The organism is Gallionella capsiferriformans ES-2, assembly GCF_000145255.1.
Classification (GTDB): domain Bacteria; phylum Pseudomonadota; class Gammaproteobacteria; order Burkholderiales; family Gallionellaceae; genus Gallionella; species Gallionella capsiferriformans.
The window spans coordinates 1,770,836-1,787,846 of sequence record NC_014394.1 but is presented as its reverse complement, the minus strand read 5'-3'; the positions used below and the strand labels follow the sequence as shown (position 1 = coordinate 1,787,846).

Annotated in this window: 12 protein-coding genes and 5 tRNA genes; 15 read left to right on the top strand and 2 right to left on the bottom strand. The window is 52.1% G+C overall.

Going from position 1 to position 17,011, the window contains the following annotated elements:
- From GALF_RS08190 to GALF_RS08165, 5 genes are read left to right on the top strand one after another with little or no spacing between them, the layout of a single operon-like run.
- The gene (locus GALF_RS08190) at positions 1-1,551 is read left to right on the top strand and encodes an ASKHA domain-containing protein (RefSeq protein WP_190274061.1); all 1,551 of its coding nucleotides are present in this window, start codon (positions 1-3) and stop codon (positions 1,549-1,551) included.
- Between the two features lie 24 nt (positions 1,552-1,575).
- On the top strand, positions 1,576-3,267 hold the full coding sequence (locus GALF_RS15935; RefSeq protein WP_013293587.1) for a uroporphyrinogen decarboxylase family protein: 1,692 nt from the start codon (positions 1,576-1,578) through the stop codon (positions 3,265-3,267).
- A complete protein-coding gene (locus tag GALF_RS08175) occupies positions 3,267-3,890 on the top strand; it encodes a DUF1638 domain-containing protein (RefSeq protein ID WP_013293586.1) in 624 nt (207 codons plus the stop codon). The genes GALF_RS15935 and GALF_RS08175 overlap by 1 nt, the downstream gene beginning before the upstream one ends.
- Positions 3,887-5,779: a PAS domain-containing sensor histidine kinase gene (locus GALF_RS14990; protein ID WP_013293585.1), complete on the top strand. Its 1,893-nt coding sequence runs from the start codon at positions 3,887-3,889 to the stop codon at positions 5,777-5,779. Before GALF_RS08175 ends, GALF_RS14990 begins: the two co-directional genes overlap by 4 nt.
- Positions 5,776-7,458 carry a diguanylate cyclase domain-containing protein gene (locus GALF_RS08165; RefSeq protein ID WP_013293584.1) on the top strand — a complete coding sequence of 561 codons (1,683 nt, stop codon included), beginning with the start codon at positions 5,776-5,778 and terminating at the stop codon, positions 7,456-7,458. The genes GALF_RS14990 and GALF_RS08165 overlap by 4 nt, the downstream gene beginning before the upstream one ends.
- Positions 7,459-7,494: 36 nt before the next feature.
- Here GALF_RS08165 and GALF_RS08160 read toward each other — a convergent pair.
- A tRNA-Leu gene (locus GALF_RS08160) sits at positions 7,495-7,579 on the bottom strand.
- 243 nt (positions 7,580-7,822) lie between these two features.
- On the opposite strand from GALF_RS08160, the gene tig reads away from it, so the two are divergent.
- From tig to GALF_RS08110, 10 genes are all read left to right on the top strand, one after another.
- Positions 7,823-9,121 (top strand): trigger factor, encoded by a 1,299-nt coding sequence (tig, locus tag GALF_RS08155; protein ID WP_013293583.1) that lies wholly within the window; start codon positions 7,823-7,825, stop codon positions 9,119-9,121.
- 1 nt (position 9,122) lies between these two features.
- The gene (gene clpP / locus GALF_RS08150; RefSeq protein ID WP_013293582.1) at positions 9,123-9,731 is read left to right on the top strand and encodes an ATP-dependent Clp endopeptidase proteolytic subunit ClpP; all 609 of its coding nucleotides are present in this window, start codon (positions 9,123-9,125) and stop codon (positions 9,729-9,731) included.
- Between the two features lie 21 nt (positions 9,732-9,752).
- On the top strand, positions 9,753-11,003 hold the full coding sequence (gene clpX, locus GALF_RS08145) for an ATP-dependent Clp protease ATP-binding subunit ClpX (RefSeq protein ID WP_013293581.1): 1,251 nt from the start codon (positions 9,753-9,755) through the stop codon (positions 11,001-11,003).
- A 134-nt stretch (positions 11,004-11,137) separates the two neighbouring features.
- Positions 11,138-13,543, top strand: coding sequence for an endopeptidase La (gene lon, locus GALF_RS08140; protein WP_013293580.1), 2,406 nt, complete (start codon positions 11,138-11,140; stop codon positions 13,541-13,543).
- A 107-nt stretch (positions 13,544-13,650) separates the two neighbouring features.
- Positions 13,651-13,923 (top strand): HU family DNA-binding protein, encoded by a 273-nt coding sequence (locus GALF_RS08135; RefSeq protein WP_013293579.1) that lies wholly within the window; start codon positions 13,651-13,653, stop codon positions 13,921-13,923.
- 12 nt (positions 13,924-13,935) lie between these two features.
- Positions 13,936-14,011 (top strand) — tRNA-Val (locus tag GALF_RS08130).
- A gap of 56 nt (positions 14,012-14,067) precedes the next feature.
- Positions 14,068-14,144: transfer RNA gene (locus GALF_RS08125), tRNA-Asp, on the top strand.
- 67 nt (positions 14,145-14,211) lie between these two features.
- On the top strand, positions 14,212-16,107 hold the full coding sequence (locus GALF_RS08120) for a SurA N-terminal domain-containing protein (protein WP_013293578.1): 1,896 nt from the start codon (positions 14,212-14,214) through the stop codon (positions 16,105-16,107).
- Between the two features lie 18 nt (positions 16,108-16,125).
- Positions 16,126-16,201, top strand: a tRNA-Val gene (locus GALF_RS08115).
- A 44-nt stretch (positions 16,202-16,245) separates the two neighbouring features.
- Positions 16,246-16,322: transfer RNA gene (locus tag GALF_RS08110), tRNA-Asp, on the top strand.
- Between the two features lie 115 nt (positions 16,323-16,437).
- Here GALF_RS08110 and GALF_RS08105 read toward each other — a convergent pair.
- Complete coding sequence (locus tag GALF_RS08105) at positions 16,438-16,980, bottom strand: hypothetical protein (RefSeq protein ID WP_013293577.1); 543 nt, start codon at positions 16,978-16,980, stop codon at positions 16,438-16,440.
- Positions 16,981-17,011 lie beyond the last annotated feature (31 nt).

Below are 17,011 nucleotides of genomic sequence, written 5' to 3'. Positions count from 1 at the left end.
GTGCAAAACTCGCAAGGCGAAATACTGCAGTCCCTGCAGCCTGGCGCTAATTTACGCGAAGTGCTGATCGCAGGTGGATGTGCGGTGCGCTCGTCTTGCGGCGGACAGGCACGCTGCGGGCAATGTCAGGTCCGCGTGGCTGAAAGTGGGGCAATCCCCTATACATTTTCAGAACGGGCAAGGCTGTCGGGAGCGCAGTTAGCGGCAGGAATACGGCTTGCGTGCCAGCTGAATGCATTGATGGATTTACATGTCGAGGTGATGCAACCTCTGGCGCAGATGAGCTGGCGGGCGTTGCGTGAAGATGAGTGTAGCCGTAGCGCATGGTCTTTTGCTCCACGTGCGCACACCGTGCGATACGGGGTTGCGATTGATGTCGGGACCACGCAGGTGCGCCTTGCGCTTTGGGATCTGGTTGCCGGAGTACGCATCAATGCCTGTTCAGGACTCAATCCGCAGGGAAGCTATGGTGCGGATGTGTTGACACGGTTGATGGAGGCCGATCGCGCTGAAGCGTGCGCGCGTGCGCTGGGCAAACTGATACGGGATCGGATTGCAGATGCACTGGCTAATATGTCATCTCAAAGCTCGATTGCGTTGTCAGCCGTCGGGGAGGTTCAGATCGTGGGCAATACGGCGATGCTCAGCCTGCTGGCAGGGCTCAATTACCGGATGCTCTTGGATCCTGAAAACTGGACCCGCCGTATCGCGTGTCAACCAGAGCAAACAACTTTCTTGCGTGCAGCCTGGGGGGTGAGCGAGGCGGCAAACATTCGATTGGTGACACCCTTAGGTGGTTTTGTCGGTTCTGATTTGCTCGCAGGCGTAATCGCTACCGGTTTGATACGGCAGCCGGCAGGCGCGTTGTTGATCGATTTTGGCACCAATTCTGAGATGGCACTGTGGGATGGTCAGACGCTGCATGTCACGGCGACCGCTGGAGGCCCGGCCTTTGAAGGCGGTGGCATCAGTTGCGGAATGCCGGCTGAAGACGGTGCGATCTATCGTATCGATCAGACGGGGGGCGAAATTAAGCTGCACGTGCTGGGAGACCTGGCGCCGCGTGGATTGTGCGGGTCCGCACTGGTGGATGCTGCAGCCTATCTGCTGCGTACGGGGCAGCTTGATAAAGTTGGACGTTTTACCGACAAGACCTCCGGGGGATGGGTGTTGTCAGAAGGCGTTGTATTAAAGCGCGGCGACATCGATGTGTTGCAGCGTGCTAAAGCTGCGATCGGCGCCGGGGTGCAATGGTTATGTCAGCAGGCCGGTCTTGAAACTGGCGATCTGACACAGGTTTACGCTTGCGGTGCGTTCGGTCAGTTGCTTACGGTCGAAAATGCACAGCAAATCGGTTTGTTGCCGCAAACAGCTATGGTGCATCTGGAGGGCAATACGGCGCTGGGCGGTTGCGAGGCGTTACTGATCTCGGATCTGGCCGAGGCTGAGCTGGCAGCTGTTCTGGCGGTGAGCCGGATTTATAATCTTGCCGAGGATGTCGGGTTCGAGTCACTATTTGTGGAAAATCTTTATCTGCAAGCGATACCGTAAGTTCGGATCATGAAGGGGCGCGTGATGTTAGATGAGGTGATCAAAAGCTACAACGAGGCGGTGATGGACACCGATCGAACGCGAGCGCTGCAAGTGGTGGCTGACGCCATCGAACAGGGGCTGACTCCTGAAGATATTGTGTTTAAGGTTGTGATTCCGGGCATGGACTTGATGGTTAAGGCGCTGAGCGAAGGATTTGATACCAATCTGGCACAGCATTTTATGACATCGCAGATTGCGGCCGATGTGACCGAAAAAATGCTGCTGTTGTTCAAGGTTCCCCCGGAGATTACCGGTCGTGTCGTGATCGGTACGGCAGCGGGAGATTTGCATACGCTGGGTAAACGCATTGTGATCGGGTGTTTAAAAGCGCAGATGATCGAGGTGACCGATCTTGGCGTCAATGTGCCAGCAGAGCGTTTCGTGGATGAGGCCGTGGCGCGTGGCGCACAGGTCATCGGGGTATCGGCGATGATGGTGCATACGGCGCGCGGCGAGAACGGCGCGCTCAAAGTGCGCAAGATACTCAAGGCGCGCGGGCTGGAGCGCAAAATCAAGCTGGTGGTGGGAGGTGCGCCGTTCCGCTACGATGCTGACCTGTATAAACTGGTGCAGGCGGACGCTTGGGCTGAAAATGGCGTATCGGCCTTGAAAGTGATTATGGATTGCATTGCGGAGGTGAAGGCGATTACGAGTATGGACAGATTGCTTGCCGCTGCGAACGGCAAAATACTCGACCATATTCCGGTGTTCTGCAACCTGCTCGATCAGGGCGCACGTGAACTTGGCCTGTCCATCGAGGAATATTTCTCCAAAGGGGAACATGTCGCCGAAGCGCAGTTGAAAATGCTGGAAAAATTCGGACACGATAACGTCTGGAGTCTGTTTTACGTGGGGCGGGAAGCCGAACTTTTCGGTTGTAAAAAAATTCGCTACGCAACCGATGGCCCGCCTAATGTTGAGGATTACATCATCCAGTCGTACGAGGATATCGCCAATTTGCAGGTGCCTGACGACATCAGTACACACCCTGCATTTGCCGAGACGGCTAAGTGTCTGGAAATTTTAAAGCGCGAAGTCGGCGGTAAGGTGCCGATCTGCGCCTATCTGACCGCTTCGATGTCGCTTCCCGCCATTTTGATGAGCATGGAGAAATGGATGGAGTTGCTGATGATAGGCGACCCTGCCGTGCGCGACATGCTGCTGGAAAAATGTTCCGATTTTTTCCGTAAGGAAATCGAGGCCTATCGCCGGGCGGGTGCCGATGTGTTGGTGTATGCCGACCCTTATGGTTCGACCGACATTATTCCGATGAAGCTGTTCAAGGAACTCTCGCTCAAATGGATCAAGCGTGATCTGGAACCCGGCGGCTTGGATGGTGTGGTGTATTACGTGGGGGGCGCGCGGTTAAATTCCGTGGTGGATGAAGTCATTCGCGAAGTCGGTATCACGACTTATTATCCCGGTCCTCTGGATAATATTACCGATTCGATGCGTCTGATCGGTGACCGGGCACTTTGCGCTGGGGTGATCAATGATATCAAGTTGCTGGACTGGACGCCGGACGAGGTGCGAAGCGAGGTAAAGCGCATTGTGCAGGGCGGATTGGCGGAGGGGAAAAAATTATTCTTCGGCACGGTGGTGATGCCGTATGGTATCCCTGAGGAAAATATTAAAGCCATGATCGCGGCTGCCAAGGAATACGGGCGGATTTGATGTCGGATAAGGCTACGCCCGATTGCATGCTGCTGGGCTGTGGCATTTTGCAGGCTGAAGTGAGGTGGCTGATTAAAAAAAATGGCTGGCAGCTGGACACGGATTTTCTGGATTCGTCGCTGCATGTCAATTTCGAAAAATTAGCACATGCTTTGCAAAGCGGTATTTTGCGCAACAGAGGCCGCGATGTGATTGTTTTTTACGGATGTTGCCATCCCCGTATGGAAAAAATACTGGAAACGGCGCATATTTTTAGAACTGCAGGGCAAAACTGTGTGGAGATGTTACTGGGGCCGGAGCGATTTATGGCAGAACTGAGCGACGGCGCTTTTTTTCTGCTCGAAGACTGGGCCTTGCGCTGGGATGAGGCGATAGGCAAAACGTTCGGGGATAACCCCGATGTGACACGCGAGATATTTCAGTTGTCCAATAAATCGCTGCTGTGTCTGCGCACTCCCTGTTCAGGTGATTTTGAAGCCGAAGCAATCGCGATTGGCGAAAAAATCGGCTTGCCGCTGCGCTGGATGGATGTAGACCTGCAGCAACTTGATAGGGTGCTGCGCGAAGCGATGTCGCATCGGCAACTGATTGAGGATAGTAAAAATCAAGGGATGACAGCATGATCGACAATTTAACGCCAGCGGTTTCAATTGCACACGGTTCTTGGATATCGTGGCAGCCTGAATTGGCGACGGTGCTGATCATTGGTAATCTTCTGATTGCACTGTCTTGTTTTGCCGCTCCTCTGATGGTTCTAAAATTTATACGCGATCGCACCGATATCGATTTTAAATATCTGCATTGGCTGTTTGCCGGTTTTATTGTGACGTGCGGGTTCACGCATCTGTTGCATGTCATTGAGTTGTGGTACCCGGTGTACTACCTCGAAGTGTTGATGGACATGCTGACGGCATTTGTCATTATGCTGGCGCTCATTTTGTTGTGGAAATTAAAGCCTCTCGTCATGACTCTGCCAAGCAGAGCTCAGTTGCGAGCAGCCAGTGAAGCGCTTAAAAAACTCACCGACGACATCAAGGACAGGGAAATACAGTTGCTGAATCTGGGGAATAGTTTGCCCGACAGCTTTTTGTATCAGTACACTCTAAATGAGGGGTTTCCCGTATTCCTGTTTCTGAGTTCAGGGGTTGAGCGCACCAATGGCGTTAAGGTTGATCAGGTATTGCAGGATGCAATGGTTCTGTTGGCACAGATTGCGCCTGCACAGCGCGAGACTTACGCTGCGGCACAGGCGGTAAGTTTGCAGTGTTTGAACAATTTTTCGATGGAATTGCAAATGCAGCGACCTGATGGCGAGTGGCGCTGGCTGCAGTTTAAGTCTCATCCGCGCAAGAATAACGAAGGGTTAGTTGTTTGGGATGGTATTGCGACAGATATTACGGACCGGCACTTGTTCGAGATGGAAATCAATCGTCTGGCGCAGGCGATTGAGCAAAATCCGACCGGTGTTGTGATCACCGATACAAACGGCGTGCTCGAATATATGAATGCAGCGTGCAGTCGTATCAGTGGATATCAGTTTGCAGATTTTTATATCGAGCATCGTACCCCGCGTGAAATTATTTCTTCGGAATTGACAGAGGCTGAATATGGCGATGTGCAGAGCCAATTGATGGCAGGAAAGCTCTGGAGCGGCGTCATCCGCAATCGACATAAGAGCGGTAGATTGTACTGGGAGCAGATCAATGTTTCGCCTATTTACAACAATGAGGGGAAGGTGGCCAGCTATTTGTATCTGAGATCCGATGTCACGGAGCAGATCAATGCAGACACTGATCTTAAGTTGCGCAGCGCAGAGCTGGAGCGCGCGAATGCCGACCTGACGCGATTTTCCGATGTTTCCGCCCATCATTTTATGGAGCCGACGCGCCGACTGATCAGTTATGCGCAAAAATTGCGTACGCGGGTAAACGAAATGCCAGATACGTGTCAGGATCATGAGGTTATGGAGTCGCTGAACTACATCGAACGGGATGCTTTTCGTTTGCGTACCTTGATACGCGATGTGCAGCTTTTTCTCGCGGCAGGAATGCCGCGCGGTGAAATTCAGCTGGAAGATCCGAATGAATTGCTCGCTTCCCATCTGCACAAAATGCCACCTAATATGAAGGTGGAAATGACGACGTTGCCGCAGGTGATGCTCGATCGCGCGCGACTTAACGATCTATTCGGTGTGTTACTCGATAATGCGCTCAAGCACGGTCAGCCGGCAGATCCTGATGTGTTACCTGTTATTTGCATTAGCGGGGAGCGTGAAGGCGCATTGAGCCGATTTCGTATTAGCGATAACGGGTGCGGTATTCCAAGCGAATATCTGGAGCGCGTCTTTGAAATCTTTGAACGTTTAAGTCATGGAAGCGATGGGGGCGCGGGTATCGGTTTGTCTATCGCGCGCCGCATTGTCGAGAGCCGGCACGGGAAAATATGGATCGAGAATCTTCCCGCCGGGGGTGCGATGGTTGTATTTGAATTACCCGATGGAGTCGCGTCATGATGAACAATGCACCGTGCCGGATTTTGCTGGTGGAGGATGAAGAGAGCGATGCGAGCTTGTTGCGTCAGTCTATGAAGAGTGCGCCAACGTTCACGATAGACTGGGTGACCAGTATGGCCGAGGCACAGCTGTATTTGCAGAAAAATGTACCCGATGTGGTGTTGCTTGATTTGACCCTGCCTGATTCGAGTGGTCTTCAGACGGTGCAGGATGGACGGCGCGCGGCAGGTGCCTTGCCCTTGATCGTGCTGACCGGGCACAACGATCCGGAATTTGCCTTGCAGACGCTGGAATCAGGCGCGCAGGACTATCTGGTTAAAGGAGAATTTTGTGCCGACGATCTGATCCGTTCGATACGCTATGCAATGAGTCGCGCAAAACTTGAACAGCGTCTGATAGAAGCTGAGGAACGCTGGCGTTTCGCGCTGGAAGGGGCCGGTGACGGTGTCTGGGACTGGAACGTTCAGACCAATGAGGTCAAATTTTCTGTGCGACTTAAAGAGATGCTGGGATATGCCGACGACGAGATAGCGGATCATCTGGATGAATGGATGCGCCGTATTCATCCGGAAGATTTGCCAAAAGTGCAGGCGGATGTAGCGGCCTATTTTGCCGGTGCGTTGCCAGCCTATTTCAACGAGCATCGCTTGCTGTGTAAAGATGGCAGGTGGAAGTGGATACTCGATCGGGGGCGGGTGGTGAGTTTTGATGCGGCAGGCGAGCCGTTGCGCATGATCGGGACGCATACTGATATCGATATGCTCAAACAAGCGGAAGAAATGCTCAACCTGTCCAGTACGGTATTTAATACCGTAGATGAGGCCATACTGGTGTGCGATGCAGATAATCGTATCGTCATGGTCAATCCCGCGTTCACCCGGGTGACGGGGTATCAGGCTGAAGAGGTGATCGGAAAAAATCCTCATCTGTTGTCGAGCGGTAAGCACGATGCGGATTTTTACCGGCAGCTGTGGGCGCAATTAACCTGTACTGGGAGCTGGTGCGGTGAGCTATGGAATCGCCGGAAAAATGGCGAACTTTACGTCGAGTGGTCGACTATCAAGCAGGTGCGCGATCCGCATGGAAAACTGACGCATTACGTTGCCGCCTTCTCTGATATTACGCTGCGTAAGGCGGATGAGGAAAATATCCGTCATCAGGCGCAACACGATGCACTGACTGACTTGCCCAATCGCGTGTTGTTAATCGACCGTCTGCGTCAGGCGTTGTCTTTGGCAAAACGCGACAAAATGCACTTGGCGCTGATGTATCTTGATCTGGATCAGTTTAAACCTGTTAACGATACCTTGGGGCATGCGGTGGGAGATTTGCTGCTGCAGGAAGTTGCCGCTCGAATCAGGTCTTGTGTGCGTGAAGCCGATACGGTGGCACGAATGGGCGGTGACGAATTTGTCGTGTTGTTGACCAGCAGTGAGGATCAGCGTGATGCATTGACCGTGGCTGAGAAAATACGCATCGCACTCGAGCAGGTTTTTCAGATTAGCGGTGCACGTTTGCAAATTTCCAGCAGCCTTGGCGTTGCTGTTTATCCTGAGCACGGTGCGAGTGAGCATGAATTACTCGAGCATGCAGATATTGCGATGTACTACGCCAAACAGAGCGGACGTAATCAGGTCCGTTTGTATGAACCCGAGATGATGCCCGTGCAGGATAAATAAAATCGGATTGGTTTTAAACCAGATGAAATATCTATTTGGTGCGAAAGGAGAGACTCGAACTCTCACGCCGCGAGGCGCTGGAACCTAAATCCAGTGCGTCTACCAATTCCGCCACTTTCGCATAGCTGCGCATTATAGCATTGCTCAGCCCGGTATGTAGAATAATAATCTCGTGTGTCGAGAGGGCGCGTGCTGTGTCGGTGCGCTGGTATTCTGTTACAATCTGCCGGATGCGAGCAATGGACAGGTGTGATATCCGCAACATTAAATTGTGTTGTTGTTAATTTCAAATTGATTCAATTGCTTGTAAATTGGCTTTCACATTGCCCAGCATCCCATTTAAATTATTTCTAAGGAACACAGTATGCCAAGCGTAGAAACCGTGAGCGCGTTAGAACGTCGCCTGAACGCAACTATCCCCCAGCAAGCATTGCGCACTCAGGTAGCCAATCGCTTGAAGCACATCGGTCGTACGGCTAAGATCGCCGGCTTCCGTCCAGGCAAGATTCCAGCAAAAGTGCTCGAGCAGCATTATGGTATGGAAGCACGTCAGGAAGCGCTGGGACATGCTTTGCAACAGTCGTTTGCAACTGCGGTTGCTGCCGAAGCACTGCGCGTCGCAGGCGATCCTGAATTCACCGTCAAAACCAGCGACTGGAATGCTGAAGAAATCGAATACAGCGCAACGTTTGAAGTTTATCCCGAAGTTGTGCTGGGCGATGTGGCGGCTGAATCGGTTGAACGCGCAACGTACGAACTGAGCCAGGCTGATGTGGATAACACCATCGCAACGCTGCGTAAACAGCGCGCGACTTTCGAGTCCGTTGATCGTGCCGCAGCCAGTGATGACAAGGTGGTCATCGATTTCGTCGGTACCTTGGATGGCGTTGTGTTTCAGGGTGGTGAAGCGAAGGAATATCCGGTCGAGTTGGGTTCAGGACGCATGCTGCCTGAATTTGAAGCTGCGATCGCCGGTATGAAAGTCGGCGAGACAAAGTCTTTTGATATGACTTTCCCGGAAAATTACCACGGCAAGGATGTCGCAGGTAAACAGGTTACTTTCGCCATCACGCTAAATAGCGTTGAAGGTCGTGTATTGCCGGAAGTGAATGCCGAATTCGCGATGTCGGTCGGCATCGTAGATGGCGATGTTGCAAAGCTGGCTGACGAAATTCGCAGCAATCTGGATCGCGAAGTCACGCGCCGTCTCAAGGGACGCAACAAGGATGCGGCGATGGACGTGCTGGTTAAGGTCGCTCAGTTTGAGTTGCCGATTGCACTCGTGCAATGGGAGTCGCAGCGTTTGATGGAACAAACCGTGCAGGACATGGAAAAGCGCGGTATGGCCATGAAGGGCATGCAATTGCCGGCAGAATTGTTCAAGGAGCGTGCTGAAAAGCGCGTCAAGCTGGGCTTGATACTGGCGGATCTGGTTGAGAAATTCGATCTGAAGGCGCAGCCTGAAAAGGTTCGTACACTGGTTGAAGATTATGCGCAGAGCTTCGAGCATCCTGAAGAAGTTGTACGCTGGTACTATGCAGATCCAGCCCGTTTCCAGGAAATTGAAAATCTGGTTCTGGAAGAAAACGTGGTTGAGTGGGTCTTGTCCCGCGCCAAGGTTGCTGACAAAGCGATCGCGTTCGCTGAATTGATGGGGAACTAAGATGTTTAACCTGGAGCCGCAAAATATCGGCATGATTCCGATGGTTGTTGAAACCAGCGGGCGCGGTGAACGGGCCTATGATATTTACTCTCGCCTGCTCAAGGAACGCGTTGTGTTCCTGGTAGGGGAGGTGAACGATCACAGTGCGAATCTGATCGTCGCGCAGATGTTGTTTCTGGAATCTGAAAATCCTGACAAGGATATTCATTTCTATATCAATTCACCCGGCGGGTCGGTGACGGCCGGTATGGCGATCTACGACACGATGCAATTCATCAAACCTGCCGTGAGCACCCTGTGCATCGGTCAGGCGGCCAGCATGGGCGCCTTCTTGTTGACGGCCGGCGAAAAGGGCAAGCGTTTCGCTTTGCCGAACTCGCGGGTGATGATACATCAGCCCTTGGGCGGCTTCCGCGGTCAGGCGTCCGATATCGAAATTCATGCCCGCGAAATACTGTATTTGAAACAAAAGCTGAATCAAATGCTGGCGGATCACACCGGTCAGACGGTTGAGGCGATTGAGCGCGACACCGATCGCGACAACTTCCTCAGTGCGGCTGATGCAGTCGCTTACGGTCTGGTTGATCAGGTGCTGGAAAAGCGTGTTTAACGATAACAAAGGTTGCTAAAGATGGCTATCGATAAAAAGACAGGCGAAAAGTTGTTGTATTGTTCTTTTTGCGGCAAGAGTCAGCATGAAGTGAAAAAGCTGATCGCAGGACCTTCCGTGTTCGTATGCGATGAGTGCATCACCTTGTGTAATGACATCATGCGCGAAGAGATTCAGGGCGAAGCGGCTAAAGGTGATAAGACCGAACTGCCGGTGCCCAAGGATATTTGCGCAACACTGGATGAATACGTAATCGGACAGGAGCGCGCCAAGCGTATTTTGTCGGTTGCGGTATATAACCATTACAAGCGCCTCAAGTGCAATACCGACGACGGGGTGGAACTGGCCAAGAGCAATATTTTGCTGGTCGGGCCGACCGGTTCAGGTAAGACGCTGCTGGCTCAAACGCTTGCACGCATGCTGGATGTGCCGTTCGTGATGGCGGATGCGACGACATTAACCGAAGCCGGTTACGTTGGCGAGGACGTCGAGAACATCATTCAGAAGCTGTTGCAGGCGTGTGACTACAACGTCGAAAAGGCACAGCGCGGCATTATCTATGTGGATGAAATCGATAAGATTTCCAGAAAATCGGACAATCCGTCGATCACGCGTGACGTCTCAGGGGAAGGTGTGCAGCAGGCGTTATTGAAGCTGATTGAGGGCACTAAAGCCTCGATTCCACCGCAAGGCGGGCGTAAGCATCCTAACACTGAGTTCTTGCAAGTCGATACGACGAACATTTTGTTCATTTGCGGCGGCGCGTTTGACGGGCTGGAGAAGGTCATTCGCAATCGTTCCTCTAAAGCCAGTATCGGTTTTGGGGCCACGATCCGTTCGGTGGATGAGCGCAAGACCGGCGAAACTTTAAGGGATGTGGAGCCGGAAGATCTGGTCAAATTCGGTCTGATTCCTGAGTTTGTCGGTCGTTTGCCGGTGATTGCCACGCTTGAAGAACTGGATGAGGCTGCGATGAAGCAGATTCTCACTGAGCCTAAGAACGCACTGACCAAACAGTATAAGAAACTGTTTGAGATGGAAGGCGTTGAGCTTGAGTTCCGTGAAGATGCGTTGCTGGCAATCGCCAAAAAGGCATTGGCACGCAAGACCGGAGCGCGCGGTTTGCGCTCGATTCTGGAGCAGGCGTTATTGGATGTGATGTTTGATCTTCCCTCAATGGATAATGTCAGCAAAGTTGTGCTGGATGATTCGGGTGTCGAGGGTGAAATTAAACCTATTATTGTTTACGCCGATACGCCGATCGCGGCATAAACGCTTTTTGGTCATGCACGTCGACTCAAAAAACCGGTTTTTCCCGGTTTTTTGAGTTTTTCTTGTCCCCATAGGGATTGTATTCGCGTAAGCTATCCCCATTTAGCAATCCTGACAACGAATAGGTAATTGCCATGTCTGCACAAGATACCCCGATTGAACTTTACCCGCTATTGCCGCTACGAGACGTAGTGGTGTTTCCGCATATGGTGATTCCGCTGTTTGTCGGCCGTGCCAAGTCGATCAAAGCGCTGGAACTCGCCATGGAAGCCGGACGTCCTATCGTGCTGGTCGCACAGAAAGCGGCTTCTAAGGATGATCCGGGTACTGACGATCTGTTTTCGATAGGAAGCCTGGCGAATGTGCTGCAAATGCTCAAGCTGCCGGATGGTACCGTCAAAGTACTGGTGGAAGGAACTCAGCGCGTTAATGTGTTGAGCGTTCAGGATATCGATAGTCATTTTGTGGCGGAAGTCGATATTTTGCACTCCATCGAAGGTGACGGCAGCGAGACTGAGGCGATGCGTCGCGCACTGATCGCACAGTTTGAGCAGTTCGTTAAACTGAATAAAAAAATTCCGCCTGAAATTTTGTCCTCTCTGGCTGGTATAGATGATGCAGGCCGGTTGGCCGATATCGTCGCGGCCCATTTGCCGCTCAAGCTTGAACAGAAGCAGGAAGTGCTGGAAATTGAGGCTGTCAGACGGCGTCTGGAGCATTTGCTGGGATTACTCGAAGGTGAAATTGATATCCTGCAGGTTGAAAAACGCATCCGCGGCCGCGTCAAGCGGCAGATGGAGAAGAGTCAGCGCGAGTACTATCTGAACGAGCAAGTTAAAGCGATTCAGAAGGAATTGGGCGAAGAAGAAGACGGTGCTGACTTTGACGGGCTGGACAAGAAGATTAAGGCCGCCAGCATGCCTAAAGAGGCGCGCGTTAAGGCTGAAGCTGAATTGAAGAAGCTGCGCATGATGTCGCCCATGTCAGCGGAAGCGACTGTGGTGCGTAACTATATTGATGTGTTGATCGGACTGCCCTGGAAGAAGAAGACCAAGATCAGTGCTGATCTCAAACAGGCTGAAGTGGTGCTCGAAGAAGATCATTACGGTCTGGACAAAGTTAAAGAGCGCATTTTGGAATATCTGGCTGTGCAGCAGCGTGTCGATAAGCTTAAAGCGCCGATCCTTTGCCTGGTCGGTCCTCCAGGCGTGGGTAAGACGTCGCTCGGTCAGTCCATTGCGCGCGCCACGAATCGTAAGTTTGTGCGCATGTCGCTGGGCGGCGTACGCGATGAGTCTGAGATTCGCGGACACCGGCGCACCTATATCGGCTCTATGCCGGGTAAAATCTTGCAGAATATGAGCAAGGTCGCCGTGAAAAACCCGCTGTTTTTGCTCGATGAGGTCGACAAAATGGGGCAGGATATGCGGGGCGATCCGTCAGCGGCGTTGCTTGAAGTGCTCGATCCCGAACAAAATTCCACCTTCGTCGATCACTATGTCGAGGTGGAGTACGATCTGTCTGACGTGATGTTCGTGGCTACTGCGAACACCTTGAATATCCCTGATGCTTTGCTCGACCGCATGGAGATTATTCATGTCTCAAGTTACATGGAGGACGAGAAGATCAATATTGCGACCCGCTATCTGGTGCCTAAGGCGATCAAGAATAACGGTCTGAAGCCGGATGAAATCAGCATCGCAGAAACGGCCTTGCGCGATATCGTGCGTTATTACGTTCGTGAGGCGGGTGTGCGCGGTTTGGAGCGGGAAATTTCCAAAATTTGCCGCAAAGTCGTCAAGGCGTTGCTGCTTAAAACGCGCGACAGCAAAGTGACGGTGAATTCGCGCAATCTGGATAAATATCTGGGTGTGCGCCGTTATTCCTACGGTGTGGCTGAAAAGCATAATCAGGTAGGTCAGGTGACCGGGCTTGCCTGGACCGAAGTGGGCGGTGAGCTGCTGACCATAGAAACCGTGGTGTTGCCGGGTAAAGGCAAGACGACGACGACGGGTAAGTTGGGTGAAGTCATGCAAGAATCGATACAGGCCGCCTTGAGTGTGGTGCGCAGCCGTACCAAGCGCCTGGGGATTGATGATGATTTTTATCAGAAGACGGATTTGCATATCCACTTGCCCGAAGGCGCGATCCCCAAGGATGGCCCGAGTGCAGGCGTCGGCATGTGCACCGCGATGGTGTCGGCGCTCACCGGTATTCCTGTGCGAGCGGACGTTGCGATGACGGGCGAGATCACGTTGCGCGGCGAGGTGTTGCCGATCGGCGGTCTGAAGGAAAAATTGATTGCGGCGCAGCGAGGCGGTATCAAGACGGTGTTGATCCCTGAAGAAAACGTCAAGGATCTGGCTGAGATTTCAGATAATGTGAAAAACAAGCTCGATATTCATCCTGTTAAATGGATAGAGCAGGTGCTGGACATGGCGCTGGAACGCAAGCCGGTACCCCGTGAGGATGAAGTGCCGGCGGTCGAATTGGTTGCCGACACTGCACTGACTAAACCGGTTGCTGCGACTAAGCATTAAATTTTATCCGCTGTTGCGCATAATCTCTTGACCTGTGTATCGCGGGTTTGATATAAAGCGCAACTTAGTTGCTGTCAAAAATTTAATTACAATAACAGGGGATTAACGTGAACAAATCTGACTTAGTTGATGCAATTGCAACATCTGCTGATATTTCAAAGGCTGCCGCCGGGCGTGCACTTGACGGTGCGCTCAACGCGATTAAGACTGCGCTGAAAAATGGTGAGGAAGTCAGTTTGGTGGGTTTTGGCGCATTTACCGTGGGTGAACGCGCGGGTCGTGTGGGGCGCAATCCGCAAACGGGTGCAGCGATTACGATCAAAGCAGCGAAAGTTCCTAAATTTCGTGCTGGTAAAGGTTTGAAAGATGCTGTAAACTAGCGTTCTTTAGTCGGGTGCTTAGCTCAGCTGGTAGAGCACCGCCCTTACAAGGCGATTGTCGGCGGTTCGAACCCGTCAGCACCCACCAATTTGCAGTAAGTAACAATCAGTAGCGAGTGGTAAGTGACCTGTAGTACAAGTTTTGGAGTGGTAGTTCAGTTGGTTAGAATACCGGCCTGTCACGCCGGGGGTCGCGGGTTCGAGTCCCGTCCACTCCGCCAAATTAAGGCGAACGTAAAGTTCGCCTTTTTTCATATCTGTCGTTCATAAATTTCGCCTGGGGTTGCTATGTTTGATTTTGTTCATGAAAAAAGAAGGTTTGTGCAAATCGTCCTGCTATTGATTATTTTGCCATTTGCATTCTTTGGTGTGGATTCATACCGTCATTCAGGCGACACGGATGCGCCGGCTACGGTGAACGGTGAAAAAATCACCAAGCAAGAATTCGATACTGCGATGCGGCAGCAGCAAGACAAGATGCGTCAGGTGCTGGGGGAAAATTTCGATCCTGCTCTGTTCGAAAAAGCGGAGATGAAGCGCGCGATTCTGGATAATCTGGTTGCGCAGCGCTTACTGCTTGAGCGCGCTAAGGCGGCGGGACTCACGGTGACGGACGAGCAGATCGCCCAGGTGATCGGCGGGATTGATGCCTTTAAGGACGGCGGTAAATTCGACAAGGCGCGTTACACCAGCGCGTTGGCAGCGCAAAACATGACGCCTGCGATATTCGAGGCGCGCGTCAAGGATGAGTTAACCGGTCAGCAGATGCGCGATGCCTATACTCAGAATGGTTATGTATCGAACGCCGTTGCTGATAACATTATTGCAATCAATGAGCAGCAGCGCATCGTGAGTATTGCTCCGATTTTGAGCCGGTCATTTATGGCTCAGGCTAAGGTGGACGATGCAGCGATCAAGACGTATTTTGACGCTAATCAAAAAGAATTTCAGGTGCCGGAGCAGGTTAAAGTCGAATACGTTAAATTTTCGATTGCTGATCTGATTGCGAAAGCGGATATCAAGGCTGAAGAGGTGCGTCAATATTATGACGAACATCAGTCCGAATTTGCCAGTGCCGAGCAGCGTCAGGCCTCGCATATCCTGCTGGTGGTCGCAGCGACTGCACCGCAGGCTGAACAGGATGCGGTAAAAGCAAAGGCTGAAAAGCTGCTGGCGCAGGTGAAGCAGGAACCCGGTAAATTCGCCGATTTAGCACGCCAGAATTCTCAGGATCCGGGGTCGGCGGTTAACGGCGGCGACTTAGGAATGTTCGGGCGCGGTATGATGGTTAAGCCGTTTGACGAGGCGGTATTCTCGCTGAAGGCAGGTGAGATCAGCGGGCTGGTGAAATCTGATTTTGGTTATCACATTATTAAATTAACGGCGATCAAAGCGTCCCGCGCCACACCGTTCAATGAAGTTCAGGCAGAAATTGCCGGCAAACTGCGTCAGCAAAAGGCGGCAGATTCGTTCGCAGAGCTGGCTGATAAGTTCAGCAATACGGTGTATGAGCAAAGCGATACCCTGAAACCTGCGGCCGTACTGGCAGGGGTCAAAGTAGAGCAGAGCGGGTGGCTGTCCAAGGGGGCTGCTGCGGGCGAGATCTGGACGGCTAAGATGATGCAGGCGATTTTTAGCGATGATGTGATCAAGAATCATCGCAATACTGCGGCTGTCGAAGTTGCGGGCAGTACTTTGGTTGCGGCGCGCCTGTTGGAGCACAAGCCAGCGGCGGTTCGCGGGCTTGCTGACGTTGCTGATTCGATCAAACAGAAACTATTATTGAAAATAGCACTGGACATGTCTGTAAAACAAGGTACAATGCTGCTCGGTCAATTGCAGCAGGGTGGTAAAGCTGCTCTGGATTGGTCGGTTGCTCAGCCGGTTACTCATGGTCAGCATAGTGCACTCGATGCAGCAATGGTGCGTAAGTTGTTCCAGGCGGATGGCTCTAAACTGCCACAGTATGTGGGTTCGGAAACCGCTGATGGTTACACGATCGTTCGTATTGATGCGGTAAAAGAAGGTGCTAAGCCCGATGAGGTCAAGCGTAGCCGGTATGCACAGCAGTTGCGTCAGATGGCAGGTGATGAGCTGTTTCAGGCCTACATCGCTGATGCGAAGAAGGATGCAAAGATTAAGTTAAAGTTGCCGGAAGCGGCAGCTGAAACAGAAAAACCCTAGGGTTTTTGTAGTAGATACGGGTGCTTAGCTCAGCTGGTAGAGCACCGCCCTTACAAGGCGATTGTCGGCGGTTCGAACCCGTCAGCACCCACCAAATAGCTGCTGAAAAGTAGCAAGAAGTAAGTAGTCTGTCGTATTGGAGTGGTAGTTCAGTTGGTTAGAATACCGGCCTGTCACGCCGGGGGTCGCGGGTTCGAGTCCCGTCCACTCCGCCAACATTAAAAAGCCGCTGAGAAATCAGCGGCTTTTTTTATGCGTCTTGCAATCGTCGCCGCAATGGTGCGCTTCGGTGTAAGCCTGCATCGAAGCGCCAAATGACTGCGCAGCAGCTCAGAGCAGATTTATTTCGGATGCTAAGGAGCTGGTGGTGATTTTGAAGTCGCCCATGATTGTCTGCCAGTCGTAGCCGTGATGGGTGCCTATGTAGTCGAGGAATGATGCGTCAGGATCGTTGAGCAGGATAGCGATTGCGCAACCGTCAATATTGTCCTGAAGTTTCATTAGGACATCATATTTAGTGCTGCTCGCCAAAATATCGTCAACGACAACGGGCGCGTCATCAAAAAACAGGCGGGGAATTTCATGGCGCAGGCTTACGGTAAAATCTGACGGAATGGCTGATTTTGCTTCCGTGAACGTACGAAAATTTGAAAAATATCCGCAGGGCTGAATTTCGAAGAACTGCTGTACGGGGGGCATTTTCTCCTGTTCGAAGGTTAATTCGAAGGCGGTTTCAATTTCTGTTCGACTGCCCGCTTTTTTGCGTATCTGAATAATGAAGGCTTCGGTGATGCCGGCAAAGCCGTTCGCCTGGAAATGTTGGACGATGCGTTCGGCAGCCGCATCAGCCTGAAGTGAGGACCTGTTTTTCATTGCAACCAGCTTTCAAAAAAATGACGTAGTT